We start from the raw sequence: 17,056 nt of genomic DNA, 5'->3' as shown, positions 1-17,056 counted from the left end.
CAAGCGCTTTCAAGATAAAAGAGTTATCCTACTGGACGCCGGAGGCTTCATCTTTCATAGAACAGCGCCACGCGCATCCAGCTTTATACAGTAGGCCACATAAGGCACTACGAAGCAAGTACTGAGGAGTAAGAAATGACAGTTATGAATCATGTGAAAAAATTAATACTTTTGTTCAGTATTATTTTTGCTGTAAATGCTTGTGGATACCATAATTCTGCGACCGAACCGAACAGGCTGGGAGAAATGTTTAGAGATGTCGCCATCTCTAAAGTAGAAAATCCTACGCTTGAGCGCTGGCTTGAACCAAAGATAAGATCATTACTCCATGATGAAATAATACGCCGTGGACAACTGGTTTGGGTTGATAAATCCAAAGCCGATGCACTTTTTAATATTAAAATCATCAATCTTACTGATGGTAGCCGTATTCTAGGGGATAAAGATAAAACCCTTAAATATGACATGACATTAAAATTACAAATGCGCGTAACCAGTGCCGCAGATGGAAAACTACTGTGGAACTCCGGTCCTGTCTCAGTAACTGAATCTTACTACACAGGTCAGGAAGAAGCCACACAACAGCTTATTGTAGAACTGCTTGTACGCAGACTCGTGGATAAAATGAATCAGGCTTATTAAGCTGAAATAAAAATATATAATCAAAAAATTATAAAGGTACTATGTCCAGACCTGGCTATATGTTTCTCATATGTCCCGATGCAGAGCTTCTGCACGCCCGTATCGGTGAATTGCTCGATCAGCACAATGCTGTAGACTTTGAGAAAAAAGTATACTGGGCAGATGAAGACCTTCCTCCTAAATTCTGGGATGACTTGACCCTCCAGACACTTTTCGGCTCCAGTAAAGCGGTTATTTTACGCAGAGCACACAAGCTTAAAGCCGCAGTCTGGGACACTCTAGATAAAACTATTGCATCCCTTTCCGATGCATCTTTTCTATTTATCTGTATTGAAGGTAAATGGGAACGTAAAGGCCCGCCCGTTCCTGCTGTCCTGAAACGCCGCAACTGCTGGAAATACGCTGAAAAGCAAAAATGGTTCTGGCAGTCTGCAGGTCTTGATCAAAAAACAATTTCAGGGTTTGTTGGCAAATGGGCCAAACAGAAAGGAATTACCATCGACGGGCCGGTTCTTAATGCCTTGACCAAGGCTCTGCCTAAAGACGCTCGTGCGGCTAAGCTTGAACTGGACAAGCTTGAATTAGCTGCAGGGGATGACAGACGGATCTTGATGGATCATATCTCTCTGATTGCTCACAGTGAAGAAATGGACTTCTTTGAATTTATGCGCTCCATGTCCGAGGGCGGTGACCCTGTTGAGATATGGCGGCGTGTACTGACCAATCACAGTGAAAAAGATTCTATGATTTTTATGCTGACAGCATCACTGACCCGTGAAGCACGCGCTTTATGGATGCTGTTACATGGTGAAGACTCAGCTGTACGCTTACCACCCTTCGTTAAAAAACAAAAAAAATCTCTCGCCCAACGAATAGGCCCTGCCCGGATAGCACGAATATTTGATATTGTTTTAGAAGCTGAAATTGGCATCAAGACAGGTCAACGCAGACCGGAACAGGCTCTTGAGCTACTTGTTGCCGCCTTAACCAGCCTTTTTACTCCCACCAAGACACGGCAAAGACGTTTTTAAGCTTTCCATACTCTCAAATTAACATTTTTTTGTGTTAAAACCCTTTTTTTTCGATAAAATGATGCTTTTTTATCAAAAATAAGGCTATTTAGAGTCAAGCAAGGTTGATTTGCTGAAACATCCGGTTTAATCCTTATTGAAATTGATTAGGTTTAAAATATAAATTTTCCTTATGTACTATCTTTCTTAAGAACATAAGCCCCTTTTTAACTGTAGCACTTGCCAAAGCAGACTTACTATTTATTTATGAAGGATAAACCTCATTATCATGGTCATCGCCAGCGTTTGAAAGAACGCCTTTGCAAGGATTCCAGCAATATGGCGGACTATGAGATTTTGGAACTGCTACTGGGACAGGTACTGCCGCGCAGGGATACCAAGCCAATTGCGAAGGACCTGCTTGAACGATTTGACTCTTTAGGTGGCGTGTTCAGAGCTCCGCAGGTCCAGCTTGAAGAAGTTAGCGGGATAGGTCCTGGAGTTTTAGTTTTTTTCACACTTATACGTGAATTCTGGACTAGAATTGCCGAGGAACCGATGCATAGTAAAGAGGCTCTTTCTTCACCAGACAAGGTCTTTAAAGCAGCAATGGCACGAATCGGGAATTTATCTAAAGAAGAATTCTGGGTTGCACTGGTCAACAACGGTAACAAGGTGATATACTGGAACAGGCTTACAGAAGGCACTGTTGATAAAACGGCTGTTTATCCACGTGAAATTGTTGCACTTGCCCTACGCCACCATGCGAGCGGAGTGATACTGACTCACAACCACCCGGGAGGGAGCACAGCTCCATCGCCTGAGGATATGGGCATAACAATGGAGATTGCCACCTTGTGTCAGGATATGGGAATCCGTCTACTTGATCACGTAATCGTGACGGCAGACAGTTTCTACAGTTTTAAAGATAAGGGACGCCTATAACTGTACTATAAACGTTAAGGAGGTTGCCATGATCAGAAGTTATCATTGCGTAGTTACCGGAAAAGTTCAGGGTGTATTTTTTCGTGCATGGGTAAACGATCAGGCCTCAGCTCTTAAACTAAACGGCTGGGTTCGCAACCTTGATGAAAACAGAGTTGAAGTACTGCTACAGGGGGATGAAGATGATGTTGGTGAAATGCGCACCAGGCTTCTTGTAGGATCTCCTCTCTCACATATTGAAAATTTAAAATGTGACTGGATGGACCATGAGACTGAGCATAAGGGATTTAAAATCCGCTGAACACACCTGGATCAGCGGTGAACAAACTAAGAAACTACAAATCCAACACACTTGTTTTTGAATCAATGTAAAAACGGAAAGTTTTGATTTTTTATATGCTGGAACTGACAACCACTTTTGAATAAAGGATTTTGCCTTGAAGAAAAAAAAATCACCAATCAAACCGCTGAAGCTGAATAAAAAGGACCTAGTTGAAGCCGAAACAAAACCCGAAAAAAATTCAAGTTCTGATGCGGGTAATGATCAAGGACTGAACAAGCCTCCTGTATCACCCCTTAGCGTGCTTCACGACGCAGCTGATCTGCTTGAAGATGCAGGAAGTATCCCGGATGATGCTCAGGTTGCAATACCTACCACAATTCCAGTTCTTGCTGTGCGGGACATTGTTGTTTTCAACTATATGATTCTTCCTCTATTTGTTGGACGTGAGAAATCTGTTAATGCAGTTGAAGCTGCCATGACCGGTGACCGCTATGTAATGATTCTTACCCAGCAGGATGAAAGTGTTGATAATCCGGAACACGATGATCTGTACAGGACTGGAACAGTATGCATGATCATGCGCATGCTCAAAATGCCTGACGGACGTTTGAAAGTTCTTGTTCAGGGAGTATCACGGGCAAAGGTAAAAAGATTTATCGGTTCCGAACCGTTTCATATTGCGGAAATTGAAACAATCTCTGAGACAGAAGCAACTAAAACAGATCCAACTCAGGAAGCACTGATCCGCTCCTCCCGTGAGCAGAGCGAAAAGATTCTATCTCTGCGCGGTATATCCTCCACCGACATTATGAGTGTACTCAATAACGTTGATGAGCCGGGAAGACTTGCCGACCTTATAGCTTCAAATCTACGCATGAAAGTGGATGTGGCCCAGTCCATTCTTGAATGCGAAAATCCTATAGAACGACTTACTCTGGTCAACACTCAGCTCACTCAGGAAGTTGAAGTTGCTTCCATGCAGAATAAAATCCAGTCCATTGCCAAAGAAGGCATGGATAAAGCTCAAAAAGATTTTTACCTGCGCGAACAACTCAAAGCTATTAAAAAAGAACTGGGTGAATCCACTGACGACGCGGAAGAAGCTGAAGAAATCCGTGCCGCTATAAAAAAAGCCAAGATGCCAAAGGAAGTACACAAAGAAGCAGAGAAGCAGCTACGCCGCCTTGAAGCTATGCATCCGGAAGCATCCGAAGCGACAGTTATCAGAACTTATCTGGACTGGATGGTGGAAATTCCATGGAAAAAACAATCCCGTGACCGTCTTGATATAATTGAAGCCAAAAAGATTTTAGACGAAGATCATTATGATCTTGAAAAAGTTAAAGAGCGTATTCTTGAATATTTAAGTGTACGAAAACTTAACGCATCCATGAAAGGACCTATCCTGTGCTTTGTAGGCCCTCCCGGTGTAGGTAAAACATCTCTGGGACGTTCTGTTGCACGCAGCCTTCAACGCAAATTCCACCGTATGTCATTAGGCGGAATGCGAGATGAAGCGGAAATCCGTGGACACCGCAGGACATATATAGGGTCAATGCCCGGAAGAATTATTCAGGGCATCAAACAGTGCGGAACACGCAATCCGGTAATCATGCTGGATGAAATAGACAAACTCGGCTCCGATTTCCGTGGTGACCCGTCTTCCGCTCTGCTGGAAGTTCTAGACCCGGAACAGAACAACTCGTTCACAGACCATTATCTGAACGTGCCTTACGACCTGTCCAAGGCTATGTTCATATGCACAGCCAATGTCCTTGACTCCATTCCCCGCCCTTTGCTGGATCGTATGGAAGTTATCAGGATTCCAGGCTACACAGAGTTCGATAAGGTTAATATTGCCAAACGCTATATTCTAGGTCGGCAGTGCACTGAAAACGGCCTGAAAGAAAAAGAAATGATCATGTCTGACGAAGTCATCGCAAAGATCATTAAAGAATATACTCGTGAAGCCGGACTTCGTAATCTTGAACGTGAAATAGGGTCGGTCTGCCGTAAGCTTGCTCGCAAAAAAGCCGAAGGCGAAAAAGGTCCTTTCGAAGTTACTACCGATAATCTTCATAAATACCTCGGTATTCCTAAATATATTGAAGATGAAAAGGAAAACGATCTTCCTGCCGGTGTTGCTCTGGGCCTTGCATGGACACCTGTTGGCGGAACAGTCCTGCATGTTGAGGTTTCCACCATGCCGGGTAAAGGAAAACAGCTTTTGACCGGACAGCTTGGCGATGTAATGAAAGAATCTGCTCAGGCAGCAGTCTCTTTTGCACGTCTCCATGCTGAAGAATACGGTATCAGCCCAAAATTCCACGAAGAACAGGATCTGCATATTCACGTTCCTGACGGAGCAACTCCCAAGGACGGCCCTTCTGCCGGCGTAACGCTTGTTACCGCTCTTGTTTCAGCTCTAACCAACACTCCTGTTGACCCAGAGCTTGCAATGACTGGAGAGATATCCCTCCGGGGTCTTGTTCTGCCTGTAGGCGGTATCAAAGAAAAGATTCTGGCAGCAGTCTCTCTGGGTATGAAACGGGTTCTTATTCCGTCACAAAACCAGAAGGATCTTGAAGATATTCCTAAAGAACTTTGTGAACAGATTAAGATAATTCCAATTAAAAGAATTGATGAAGTATGGCCTCTTGCCAAGGCTAAATAGACATCCAATACGAATTAAAAAGCGCGGCAGACAATATATTTGCCGCGCTTTTTAATTTTCCTGAGTCGCGGACAACGGTTAGCCTAAAATTCTTTATGATAAGCTTAATTGGCTTTATATTTTATAAAATTCAGATTCAAACTTATTTGATCGCATCCCCTAATTACTGCACCTTGTCATTTCCTCATCCAGACTTATATATAGGCCAGACATTGCCCCACCGTCTATTTTGAGCTATGCATTTTCTCGCAAAAAGTTTTTTATCAAAGCATGGAGTAGTATAAATGCCTATTTTTGAATATAAATGCATTGACTGTGGCAAGGAATTTGAAGAACTGGTTTTTGACCGTGACGAATGTCCTCCCTGCCCTGAATGTAAATCCGAGAATACCGGAAAACTTATGTCTGCCTGCAAATTCAAGACTGGCGGTGGAGCCGCAGACTACGCCGAATCAAGCACTGCATCATCTGCTCCGGCTTCATCCGGCAGCAGCTGTGCAGGATGCTCCGGCGGCAACTGTTCTACTTGCGGTTAACTAATTTAATTTTAATGTAATACGGCGGGATAATGAGAAAAATAACAATTGCAACACGTGGAAGTAAACTTGCCCTCTGGCAGGCCAACCATATTTCCGATCTTCTGCGTGAAGAATACCCCGGAATTGAAGTTCAACTGCTTAAAATCAAAACCAAGGGTGATAAGATTCTAGATGTTCCGCTGGCTAAAGTCGGTGGTAAAGGACTTTTCGTCAAAGAAATCGAAGAGGCTCTGCTCGATAAAAAGGCTGATCTTGCTGTACACAGCATGAAAGACGTCCCGACAGAACTGCCTGAGGGGCTGGAAGTCGGCATTATACCCGAGCGTGAATCTGAGACAGACACTCTACTTTCAGTTAAGTACGATTCTCTTAGTGATCTGCCTGCTGGAGCTGTTGTAGGGACAAGCAGCCTGCGCCGCCAGTCTCAGCTTTTAACCTTGCGTGATGACCTCAAAATAGAATCACTTCGCGGAAATCTTGATACTCGTGTTCGCAAACTTCTCGACGGTGAATTTGACGCAATAGTTGTCGCAACAGCGGGGCTAAATCGCCTGGGCCTTTCTGCTCCGAAAAGCGAAGTTCTTGGCCCCCCTACATTTCTGCCTGCAGTTGCTCAGGGAGCTCTTGGCATTGAATACCGCATCGATGACACTGAAATCCAAGATATTCTGACATTCCTGCACGATGGAGTTACAGCCCGTCAGGTTAAAGCTGAAAGAGGATTTCTCACAGGTCTTGACGGAGGTTGTCAGGTTCCTATCGCAGCATGGTCACAACTGGAAGGCGACAATATCAAACTGACCGGATTCGTTGCTGACGTTGATGGATCAAGCCCCATCCGCATGGAAAAAACCGGTCCTGCAGATGATGCCTGGAATGTCGGTCTTTCTCTTGCCAGAGATGTCCTTGATGCAGGTGCTAAAGAAATTCTTGACCGAGTCTACGACAAGACCAAATAAAGATGTCTTAAAAACATTCCAGACACCTCCTGGAGTAGGCAAATCCATTGCACCTTATACATCCCGAATCAATATACTTGATTCGGGATTTTTAATTATGCCAACAGAAATAAAAGTGCATAGTATTAATAAATATTAATTCTAGCATACAGACCTAAAGTATACTTACAATCATCCGATAAGAATTCTAAACAGGATTCACCTTTATTAAGGTCTTTAAATTGCAACTTCCAAGGACGGAGGTATAAAATGAACGGGCACGAACTTAGCAGGGTTGCACAGGCTCCTCCAGCAAGGGACGATGAAAATTTGGCTAACTCCATGAAGACTCTCAGGCGCAAGAGACTGCACAGGCAGGCTTTCGCAGATCCTTCAATGCATCGCGAGCTGGTGAGGATTGAATCTTCTCCAGTCTATAATGCAAACGCAGAACTGATTCAGGCTGTAACTTCCAGCCATGGAACAGCCTAAGATGCACTCTAGGTCACTTAAAGTTAAGTCAATTCGAAAATTTTAAGTACACTGTTGTAATAATTTAGCGGTAGATTATGTTCCTCCTTTACAAAAAGAAAAGCGCAAGTCATCAATTGACCTGCGCTTTTTTCATACAGAAAAAATATACTACCCCAAACGTAATCGCCCTCTTTCAGGATCATAAGCGATAACCTGCCCGATATGGGCTGCCAGATCTCCGGACTCAAGCAGCATTTCAATAGCCTGTTGCAAATTAGCTTCAGAAACAGCCAGAACAAGACCTCCAGAAGTCTGAGCATCAAATACAAGGTCTGTCATGATGCCATCAGCATCAGCTGCGGTTTCAACCTGTGAACGACAATAACTCCGATTGGCAAAGCTTCCTGCCGGGATCAACCCCATTGAAGCAAGTTCAAGCACATCATCCATGAATGGAACTTTGTTGAGCCATAACTCAACACTGACACCGGATGCATTCGCCATCTCCAGAATATGCCCGCCAAGGCCAAATCCGGTCACGTCAGTAGCTCCTTTCAGTCCCAGTTCACGAATAACTCTGCCGCCGCCGCTGTTCAGTTTTGATGCCCACTTATAAACATCTTTTTCAAATCGATCAGCACCATCCCAGTCGGCTTTAAGAGCTGTTGCCAGAACACCTGTCCCCAAGGGTTTGGTAAGTAAAAGCTGATCGCCTTCTTTCAATCCTTTATTTGAAGCAAAACCGTCAGGATCAACCATACCGGTGACCGAAAGACCAAATTTAATTTCATCATCTTCAACGCTATGTCCGCCAGCCAGTACAGCACCGGCCTCACGAGTTTTATCCATGCCGCCTTTTAAAATTTCACGCAGAACTTCTCCACCCATTTTTTTCATCGGATAACAAACAATATTCATAACGGTCCAAGGCTCGCCGCCCATGGCGTAGACATCGGACAAAGAATTGGCCGCAGCAATCTGTCCGAACCAGTAGGGATTATTTACAACAGGGGTAAAGAAATCAACGGTTTGCACCAGTGCTTTGCCCGCAGGAAAAGAGACTATGGCGGAATCTTCATTCCCGCCCAGCCCAGTCAGAAGCCGCTCGTCTTCAACGGCTAATCCACGCAATGCCTGCTCCAGGTCCCCGGGAGCAATCTTGGCGGCTCAACCAGCAGCTTTAACTGTCTTGACCAATTCTATGGGCATGATCTCTCCATTTAAGATATTATCTTCGCGGTAAACTAATGCACTTTGAAATACTTTATATATTTAAACCGAGTTCAAATATTCAGCAAATTACTTTTAATTGCAAAAATTGAAAAGAATAAAGAAAATTTTAAACTAAATAATAAACTTATTTAAACCATGTGCCAACTTATTAAAAAGTTCTGATTGAGTCCAGAATCCATTCCAGCGTCATCCAAATCAGCATAGACGCCGGCAGACCTAACCTCCGGCATGTACTCCGGCATCTGAGAATGTTGCCATATCATTATAAATATTTGCAGCAGCACGGAGCATAAACATTGAAAGAGCAGCACCAGAACCTTCCCCCAGTCGCATATCCAGATGCAGCAACGGCCTGCACCCGAGAGCTTCAATAATTTCAGCATAGCCCGGTTCGGCAGAAGCATGAGAGAGTACGCAATAATCTCTTACAGCTGGACAGAGCTTTGAGGCTGCTGCGTAAGCTGCAGTTGAAATAAACCCGTCAATACAAACCATCTGCCTATTTCTGGCACCGCCGATAATAAGCCCTGCCAGCGCAGCTATTTCGTACCCGCCAAGAGCACGCAGTATAGCAAAAATATCACCGGAATCGACTGTCGCGGCATTTACCGCAAGTGCTTTCTTGACGACACCTATCTTACGGACAATCCCCTCTTCATCTATACCGCCGCCGGGTCCGGTTATTTTTTCAGGATCAAGACCGAAATAAGCACAATAAAGAGCTGTCGACGGTGTGGTATTTGATACTCCCATCTCTCCGGTCCCAAGGCTTTTAACCCCACGGGCATGAGCCTCATCAGCAAGATCAATTCCAAGAAATAAGGCTTTAAGACAACCATGCTCACTCATGGCAGGACCTTTGGTAATGTTGGCTGTTCCTTGTGCTATTTTACGCTGGATCAAATGAGAATGGTTTGGAAATCGACCACCTTTACATGCGGCATCTACTACTATCAGATCCACACCGGAAGTGCCGGCCAAAACATTAATACCGGCTCCTCCTGCAAGAAAATTTTCAACCATCTGACGAGTTACTTCCTGCGGGAAATAGCTCACGTTTTCTTCATTCACTCCATGGTCACCGGCAATAGCATAGATACATGCAGGATCTGATTGGGGAATCTCTCCACCGGAAACCATAAACATCTGGACGGCAAGATCCTCAAGTCTTCCAAGACTCCCTATAGGCTTAGTCAAATTATCTAAATGAGCACGAGCTGCCTTTTCGAGTGCAGGATTGATTTCTTTCACCTGTACAATAACAGACTCCAGCTTCTCCCGTGAAAAATCATTCATAATTAAATCCCTTGGGTGCGATGGCCCCCAGAACATATTGAGATATCATAGTCCTCTGTGCTAGGGTTCAGACCGTGATGAAAAAGAAAATATGTATATTGCACGCCAATTGTCAGGGCGATCCCGTTAAAGAATTGCTATGCTTAAACCTTGAGTTCAGTGAAATTTATGACATTTACAACTTCACCAACTATACCAGAGAAATTATCCCTGAAAACCTGATCGCAAAATGTGATCTTTTTCTATACCAGCATCTGGGAAAAAACTGGAAAGAATTAGGATCAGAATTTATAATTTCCAAACTGAATAATACAGCCAAAGCAATTCCTTTTCCGTCCATGTTCTTCAAACATTACTGGCCGCTGTGGTCAAGTATTCCCGGATTTGACTACCGTGATAACTTTCTCGATTCACTTCTTGAAAAAGACCTGACTGAATCTCAGATTCTACATCTGTACCTGAACACCAAATTGACCAATATTTATGATTTTGAAGAAATACTGAAAGCATCACTCAGGCATGAACGACAAAAAGAAAATATCAGCATAATCAATTATGTCGATCTGGTCATGGCTAATTATAAACAGGAAAGGCTATTTAATACCGTCAACCATCCCCGCAAAAAAATACTGACACATATCGTTAACTCAATCCTTGAAAAACTGAACATGTCCCTACTAACCAAAGAGGCTGTTGCAGAATTCCCTGAACCGTTTGCTGAATTTGAGCAACCCATTCATCCTCAGGTGGCTGAATATTTAGGTCTGGAATTCGGCAGTGCAGATGAGCGCTATAATGTGTACGGCGCAAAACTTACTTTCGAAGAATATGCTATGCGATACATCAAATGCCGTATGCACGGTATAGATGACTTTATTACATTCTTACGGGCTGCAGCACGAAGAAAAGATAATTCTCCGTCTTAGCCCGCCACTGGAATTATTTTGTCAGATCCGGCGGTCCCATAACTATCATTTCTGCCAGAGTATAATCCACTTTGGGCATAGTTCTGATCTTGTTACCCAGCAGACCTATTTCAAGAGCCACAAGCTCTTTATATAAAGGGGTTCGGTTAACAACCGGAACGTCAGCCATATCTTTAGTTAAATCCTGACACTTGAAACATCCCGGAAATGAAAGCTGGCGTCCATTAGGTTGCTGCAAAGTGTTAACAACCCCATGCATGCGACAAATCATCAGCCTGTGCTTATATACACCGCAAAGACCGTTATCATTTAAGGGACACATTATTTTGGGACGTACACCATTTTCAAGCATAGCATTTGCATTGCGCACATAGTCCTGAGAACGTTCTATATATTCATTACGCTTGGCCTCAGGCAATTTGTTCATTCCCTGCCAAAGATAAATCCACTCAACGTAAGTATGGTGCTGAAAATAGCTGGTACAACAGTTTTGCTCGCACCCTTCACATGAGAGCTCAATCTTTGCAGAAGTCTCAGCATAGGCAGATGCCATACGCTCATAGAGCGAATCAAGCTTGCGGAATACGGCCTGTCTGGTCATTTTTTTCATTATATATCCTTAAGTTGCTTATCTTCATTTGACCTGAGCCACTGATAAACCTGTTCTGCACATTCCTGCGGTGAAAATTCATCCGTATCAACAGCAAAGTCTGAATATTTCTCGTATAAAGGAGCGCGCTCTTCATAAAGACTTTCAAGCGACTGCCCCGGCATTCTGGCCAGACCGCGGCCTTCCCCGCCTCCGACTCGCTCAACGCAGGTTTCGCTGCTAATACGCAAATAAATTACCGGCCCCAGACTGCTGATACGGTTCATGGCATTTTCACCGTAAATAACACTTCCTCCGGTGGAAACAACGCTGCGTACAACTCCCAGACTGGATAAAATATAATCCTCTGCTTTACGGAATTCCGGCACTCCCAGCTCATCAACAATATCCTGCAAAGGACGACCATAGTACGCCTCTATAACAGAGTCAGTATCAATATACTCCCAGCCGAGTCTGGCAGCCAGAAGCGGGGCCAAAGTAGACTTACCAGCCCCGGCCATGCCGATAAGACAGACTGAGCATCCTTCCGAAAATTTACTTTTCCATTCTTCCATATAATAATCAGCTATGCTCTTTTATAAGTTATTCCACCAAAGATCGCTTAGAAAAAACTGCCAGAAACCTCTGACAGATAAGCTCAATTACGACTTGATGAGCACGACCTTATCTTCTTCGTCACGTTCGCTGACCAGAACATTTACGTGTTGTTCCTCATAAGTCCTTACTTCCTTACCCACGTAATCAGCGCGAATAGGCAACTCACGATGCCCACGATCTACAAGCACCAACAGTTCAACCCGCTTTGGGCGGCCAAAATCAAGAACTGCTTCAAGAGCTGCACGTACAGTACGTCCGGAAAAAAGTACGTCATCAACAAGAACGATAGATGCAGACTCAATATCAAAAGGAATCTCAGTACAATTTATGCTTGGCTGACGGGACAGATTAGTCCAGTCATCGCGATAAAGATTTATGTCCAGCTTTCCCAGAGGTATCTTTCTGCCCAGTCTTGAGTCGAGCAGATCTTTCAAACGCTCAGCAAGATCTGCTCCACGTCTTTGAATACCGATGATTGCGAGTTTTTCGTCATCACCACGGCGTTCGGTTATTTCCGAAGCAAGCCTGTCCAGCGTGCGTGCCATATCTTTTTCTGAAAGTATGGTTTTCTGTTCCTGCATATTAATACCGCCTTCAAAAGAAGTTGATTCTTATTCTCAAATTTGATCAAATCACTTTATCGACTTCCGTCGTGAGTAGCTATAAGAAATGTACACGGGCAATGCAAGCAGCCTCGTAAATAAGGAATAATTTATGGACGCTAAATTTGATATCAAAGGGATGACCTGTTCTGCATGTTCATCCCGCCTCGAACGGGTAATTGGCAATTTGAATGGAGTACGCAATGCACAAGTTAATCTTGCTGCTGAAACTTTAAAAGTTGACTATGACAAGAAACTTACTTCCCCCCCGGATATCATTCAGACTGTAGAAATGTCCGGTTTTGAAGCTGCTGAAAAGATTGATGGCATAGAGCTGACTTTACCCATTTCAGGCATGACCTGTTCTGCATGCTCTTCGCGGCTTGAACGGGTATTGAATGCTTCCGATGGAATGATCCTGGCAAATATAAGCCTTGCCACTGAAACAGCATCAATAAAATTTGACTCATCCCAGACTTCTCTGCGCCAGATAAGAACACTTATCAAAGAGGCTGGATTTAAAGCCGGTGATGTGCAGTCCAGCCATGACGCTAAAGCAAAATTTAATGAAAGGCGCGCTGAGACTGAAGCAAAACTTGCACAAATGAAAAACAAGTTGATCTTAGCTCTTTCTTTTACAGTCCCCCTGTTAATTATAACTATGGGGCACATGATCGGTATGCCTCTGCCTGAACTTATAAACCCACAGCAATCACCACTTGGCTTTGCACTGATTCAGCTTATACTGACAGTTCCGGTTCTCTGGTTTGGGCGTAATTTTTATCTGCACGGTTTCCCGAATCTTTTTCGTGGTGCACCGAATATGGATTCCCTTATTGCTGTAGGGACCTCGGCTGCTTTCATCTATTCTTTATGGAATCTTACCGAGATAGCACTGGGCATTGACACCCAAGTCAAGGCTATGGATTTATATTTTGAATCCGCAGCTACAATTATTACCCTTATTTCATTAGGTAAATTCCAGGAAGTTCGAGCCCGATCACGCACTTCAGAAGCCATTGAAAAACTGATGGATCTCACTCCGGCACAGGCAATTTTAATTAATGATGGGGAGCATATCAAAACACCCGTTGAAGAAATCGGACCCGGTGATTGTATTCTTGTACGCCCCGGAGATCGCATTGCCGCTGACGGAGAAATTTACGAAGGGCATTCCGATATTGATGAATCAATGCTCACAGGTGAAAGTATGCCTGTATCCAAATCTCCCGGATCTGAGGTGGCAGGAGGCACTGTCAACACGGGAGGAGGCGCACTGAAAGTAAGAGTAATCAATGTAGGAGAAAATACAGTTCTTTCGCGCATCATCAGGCTGGTGCAGGAGGCACAGGGTTCCAAAGCTCCTATCTCAAGCCTTGCGGATACGATAAGTTTTTATTTCGTCCCGACAGTTATGGCTGTGGGGATTGCCGCTGCACTGGGCTGGTTCTTATTCAGTACAGAACCATTCACCTTTGCTCTGCGCATTTTCATCAGTGTCATGGTTATTGCGTGCCCTTGTGCCATGGGACTTGCCACACCAACGGCAATCATGGTCGGAACAGGTCGCGGCGCACAACTTGGAGTACTTGTAAAATCAGGGATAGCACTTGAAACAGCAGGGAAAGTTGATACCGTAATCTTCGACAAAACAGGCACTCTTACATATGGAAAACCGGAAGTTGCCGATAAGTTCCTTGTAAGCGGGGAGAATACAAGCGAACTACTTGCTCTGGCTGGATCAGCAGAAAGTCAGTCCGAACACCCTCTTGCCAAAGCTGTTGTACAAGCGGCAATGAAGTTGGAGACTCCCCTGCCTGAGACTACATCCTTCCATGCGATTTCAGGACTTGGAATTGCTACTGACACAGGAGGACATTCTCTTCTTCTTGGAAACCGCAAATTTCTTGAGCAGAATTATGCAGGCGGACTTGATAATGAAGGAGCAAACGCTGCAGCTCTAAAATTTGCTGCAGCAGGTCAAAGCCCGTTGTATATTGCTAAAAATGGGAAGCTTGCCGGAATTCTGGCTGTTGCCGACCGCATCAAAGATGAAACACCTGAAACAATCAAAAGACTTCATGCTCTGGGCATCAAAACAATTATGCTCACAGGAGATACTGAAATAGTTGCTAAAGCCATTGCTGAAAAAGCTGGTATCAAGGAAGTAATTGCCCAGGTCATGCCTGACCGAAAAGCAGCCGAGGTAAATCGTGAAAAAAAACTGGGCAATAAAGTAGCGATGGTTGGCGATGGAATCAATGATGCCCCGGCCTTAGCCTCTGCCGATCTTGGAATTGCTATGGGCACCGGAATTGATGTTGCAATTGAATCAGGGGACGTAGTACTGATGAAAGGCGATTTGACAGGAGTACTCACAGCTCTTTCATTAAGCAGAGCAACTGTACGCAATATCAAACAGAATTTATTCTGGGCTTTTGCATTCAATGTATTGGGCATTCCTGTTGCTGCAGGGCTGCTTCATATATTTGGAGGTCCTACCCTTTCGCCTATGTTTGCAGCAGCAGCCATGTCACTGAGTTCTGTTACAGTAGTCACCAATGCTTTGAGGCTCAAATTTTTTAAACCGGAAGATTAAATTTGAAAGATATCACCCTTCTTTTCCCGCAATGGCAAGGTTCCATGAATAATATGGCCTTATACTACGGGGCGTATGAACTTGTGAAGAATATTCATGATCTGCCAAATATTGCAGAAATCGAAGTGCCATTATTCAAAAAACTAAAAGAGTGCAACTCCATTGCCGGAGAAAAAGACATTGTAAATCAGCTCACTAAAGCTTGTGACATACTTAAGTCAGAAACGCCTGACCGTATCCTGCTTTTAGGAGGAGATTGCAGTACAGAAATAGCTCCTGTATCGTGGTTTAATGAAAAATTTTCTGACGAATTAGCTCTGATCTGGTTTGATGCCCACCCAGATTTGAATACCCCGCTTACTTCCAAGTCAGGACGTATGCAGGGAATGGCCTTGTCTGCAATATTAGGTAACACCAGCGAGACAGTAAATGGTGCTATGTGTAAACCTTTGAAGAGCCTACAGGTCTTTTGTGCAGGAAGCAGAATCTTTGAGCCTCCTGAATTTGAATTTATTACCAGCAACAAAGTCCCATTCTTTGGCCCCGGGGAACTTGAAAGAGATCCTGCATGGCTGGCAAAACAAATTTGCAAGGCAGGTTTTAAGAAAGTATATATCCATTTAGACGTAGATGCCGTTAACCCCATGGGATTTCCGCACAGCAAACCTTCCCCTCCTGCAGGCTTAGCCTTTACCAATGTTCTAAACATTATCGCAGAGATTCAAAATAAGCTTGAAATTTGCGGACTGGGCATAACAGAGTTTCATCCAGGGAATGAGCGTGGAGTGCATAAGGCTAGAATTTTAATTGAAAAAACTCTTCACAATTTTCTTACTCCATAAAAAATGGGAAAAGTCCGAAAACTTTTCCCATTCAAGAATTAACACTCGATCAAAAATCCTGTCTAATACATTTATCTAGATAACTCCTGAATCATATCTTTAACCAGTCCTCCGCTTGGTGTCCTCGCAGAAGGATTCATATCAACAAGTCCTTTCCACGCACGCAGTGCTGCGGCCTTGTCCTTAATGTCATAATATAAAACTATTCCCTTATTAAAACGAGCTGTTTCATGATCCGGAGCTGCAATGATAGCCTTATCAAAATTTTCAACGGCTTTCCGAGGATTACCGTTACGGCGGTACATAACTCCAAGATCAGTCAAAACATGAGCATCATCGGATTTAATTTTTAAAGATCTTTCATAAGCCTCGATTGCCTTACCATATTGGTCTGTATCGTAATATAAATTCCCCAGCTTAGCCCATAATGAAGCAGAATCAGGCTGTGCTTCAGTCATCTGTTTTGTACTTTCAATCTGATCCGTAAGACTTGCACTACTCCCACTGGTATCCTGCGGAGCAGCTGTGTCTTTTAAAGCAGGAATAAAAACTCCCCCCAAATATAAACCAACAGCAAGGGCAATGACTACAGCCACTATTATGCTTTGCTTGCTGGTCCCGACTTTATTAACGTTTTTCTTTCCAACAGTTTTCTTTTTTTTGGCCACCTTAATATCTCCCTTTGGCGGTCTTCCAACTCGACCAGCAATTAATTTTGTGCAAATTGCACTTTGCACAAAAAATAGTGCAATTTTTAGTTTTTAATCAAAAAAAACGCCATCTGTATTTTTAAAAAACTATTTTTATTCAAATATATTTACCATTCCTTAAAACTCCACCGTGAAA

Annotated in this window: 17 protein-coding genes; 11 read left to right on the top strand and 6 right to left on the bottom strand. The window is 43.7% G+C overall.

What is annotated here, in order from left to right; translation table 11 throughout:
• The first annotated feature begins 135 nt into the window (after window positions 1-135).
• The 8 genes from lptE (at window position 136) to H589_RS0117070 (ending at window position 7,523) form a co-directional block, all read left to right on the top strand.
• On the top strand, window positions 136-642 hold the full coding sequence (gene lptE / locus H589_RS0117105; protein WP_027723157.1) for an LPS assembly lipoprotein LptE: 507 nt from the start codon (window positions 136-138) through the stop codon (window positions 640-642).
• 41 nt (window positions 643-683) lie between these two features.
• Window positions 684-1,673 (top strand): DNA polymerase III subunit delta, encoded by a 990-nt coding sequence (gene holA / locus H589_RS0117100; protein WP_027723156.1) that lies wholly within the window; start codon window positions 684-686, stop codon window positions 1,671-1,673.
• Window positions 1,674-1,919: 246 nt separating this feature from the next.
• The gene (gene radC, locus H589_RS0117095) at window positions 1,920-2,597 is read left to right on the top strand and encodes a RadC family protein (protein WP_027723155.1); all 678 of its coding nucleotides are present in this window, start codon (window positions 1,920-1,922) and stop codon (window positions 2,595-2,597) included.
• 28 nt (window positions 2,598-2,625) lie between these two features.
• Entirely contained in the window at window positions 2,626-2,898 is a 273-nt protein-coding gene (locus tag H589_RS0117090) for an acylphosphatase (protein WP_027723154.1), read from the top strand.
• 136 nt (window positions 2,899-3,034) lie between these two features.
• On the top strand, window positions 3,035-5,554 hold the full coding sequence (lon, locus tag H589_RS0117085; protein WP_027723153.1) for an endopeptidase La: 2,520 nt from the start codon (window positions 3,035-3,037) through the stop codon (window positions 5,552-5,554).
• A gap of 284 nt (window positions 5,555-5,838) precedes the next feature.
• Complete coding sequence (locus tag H589_RS0117080) at window positions 5,839-6,090, top strand: FmdB family zinc ribbon protein (protein ID WP_027723152.1); 252 nt, start codon at window positions 5,839-5,841, stop codon at window positions 6,088-6,090.
• Window positions 6,091-6,122: 32 nt separating this feature from the next.
• Window positions 6,123-7,052, top strand: a complete 930-nt coding sequence (gene hemC, locus H589_RS0117075; protein ID WP_027723151.1) for a hydroxymethylbilane synthase — start codon at window positions 6,123-6,125, stop codon at window positions 7,050-7,052.
• 249 nt (window positions 7,053-7,301) lie between these two features.
• Window positions 7,302-7,523 (top strand): hypothetical protein, encoded by a 222-nt coding sequence (locus H589_RS0117070; protein WP_027723150.1) that lies wholly within the window; start codon window positions 7,302-7,304, stop codon window positions 7,521-7,523.
• Between the two features lie 150 nt (window positions 7,524-7,673).
• Here the strand turns inward: H589_RS0117070 and selD are convergent, their stop codons facing one another.
• Window positions 7,674-8,714, bottom strand: coding sequence for a selenide, water dikinase SelD (gene selD / locus H589_RS0117065; RefSeq protein WP_084147040.1), 1,041 nt, complete (start codon window positions 8,712-8,714; stop codon window positions 7,674-7,676).
• 240 nt (window positions 8,715-8,954) lie between these two features.
• Window positions 8,955-10,034 (bottom strand): nicotinate-nucleotide--dimethylbenzimidazole phosphoribosyltransferase, encoded by a 1,080-nt coding sequence (cobT, locus tag H589_RS0117060; RefSeq protein WP_027723148.1) that lies wholly within the window; start codon window positions 10,032-10,034, stop codon window positions 8,955-8,957.
• Between the two features lie 77 nt (window positions 10,035-10,111).
• On the opposite strand from cobT, the gene H589_RS0117055 reads away from it, so the two are divergent.
• Complete coding sequence (locus H589_RS0117055; protein ID WP_027723147.1) at window positions 10,112-10,960, top strand: WcbI family polysaccharide biosynthesis putative acetyltransferase; 849 nt, start codon at window positions 10,112-10,114, stop codon at window positions 10,958-10,960.
• 13 nt (window positions 10,961-10,973) lie between these two features.
• Here the strand turns inward: H589_RS0117055 and H589_RS0117050 are convergent, their stop codons facing one another.
• The 3 genes from H589_RS0117050 to pyrR form a co-directional block, all read right to left on the bottom strand.
• Entirely contained in the window at window positions 10,974-11,570 is a 597-nt protein-coding gene (locus H589_RS0117050; RefSeq protein WP_027723146.1) for a hypothetical protein, read from the bottom strand.
• Entirely contained in the window at window positions 11,570-12,124 is a 555-nt protein-coding gene (gene thrB / locus H589_RS0117045) for a homoserine kinase (protein WP_027723145.1), read from the bottom strand. The genes H589_RS0117050 and thrB overlap by 1 nt, the downstream gene beginning before the upstream one ends.
• Window positions 12,125-12,211: 87 nt before the next feature.
• Window positions 12,212-12,748 carry a bifunctional pyr operon transcriptional regulator/uracil phosphoribosyltransferase PyrR gene (pyrR, locus tag H589_RS0117040; RefSeq protein ID WP_027723144.1) on the bottom strand — a complete coding sequence of 179 codons (537 nt, stop codon included), beginning with the start codon at window positions 12,746-12,748 and terminating at the stop codon, window positions 12,212-12,214.
• A 133-nt stretch (window positions 12,749-12,881) separates the two neighbouring features.
• Between pyrR and H589_RS0117035 the strand changes: the two genes are divergently transcribed.
• A complete protein-coding gene (locus H589_RS0117035) occupies window positions 12,882-15,368 on the top strand; it encodes a heavy metal translocating P-type ATPase (RefSeq protein ID WP_027723143.1) in 2,487 nt (828 codons plus the stop codon).
• Between the two features lie 2 nt (window positions 15,369-15,370).
• Window positions 15,371-16,210 (top strand): arginase family protein, encoded by an 840-nt coding sequence (locus H589_RS0117030; RefSeq protein ID WP_027723142.1) that lies wholly within the window; start codon window positions 15,371-15,373, stop codon window positions 16,208-16,210.
• Between the two features lie 71 nt (window positions 16,211-16,281).
• Here H589_RS0117030 and H589_RS0117025 read toward each other — a convergent pair whose 3' ends face one another.
• A complete protein-coding gene (locus H589_RS0117025; RefSeq protein ID WP_027723141.1) occupies window positions 16,282-16,878 on the bottom strand; it encodes a tetratricopeptide repeat protein in 597 nt (198 codons plus the stop codon).
• Between the last annotated feature and the right edge of the window lie 178 nt (window positions 16,879-17,056).

The sequence above is a fragment of the Maridesulfovibrio zosterae DSM 11974 genome (assembly GCF_000425265.1).
Taxonomy (GTDB): Bacteria; Desulfobacterota; Desulfovibrionia; order Desulfovibrionales; family Desulfovibrionaceae; genus Maridesulfovibrio; species Maridesulfovibrio zosterae.
The sequence above is the reverse complement of the archived record's forward strand: the minus strand, read 5'-3'. Positions and strand labels throughout refer to the sequence as shown.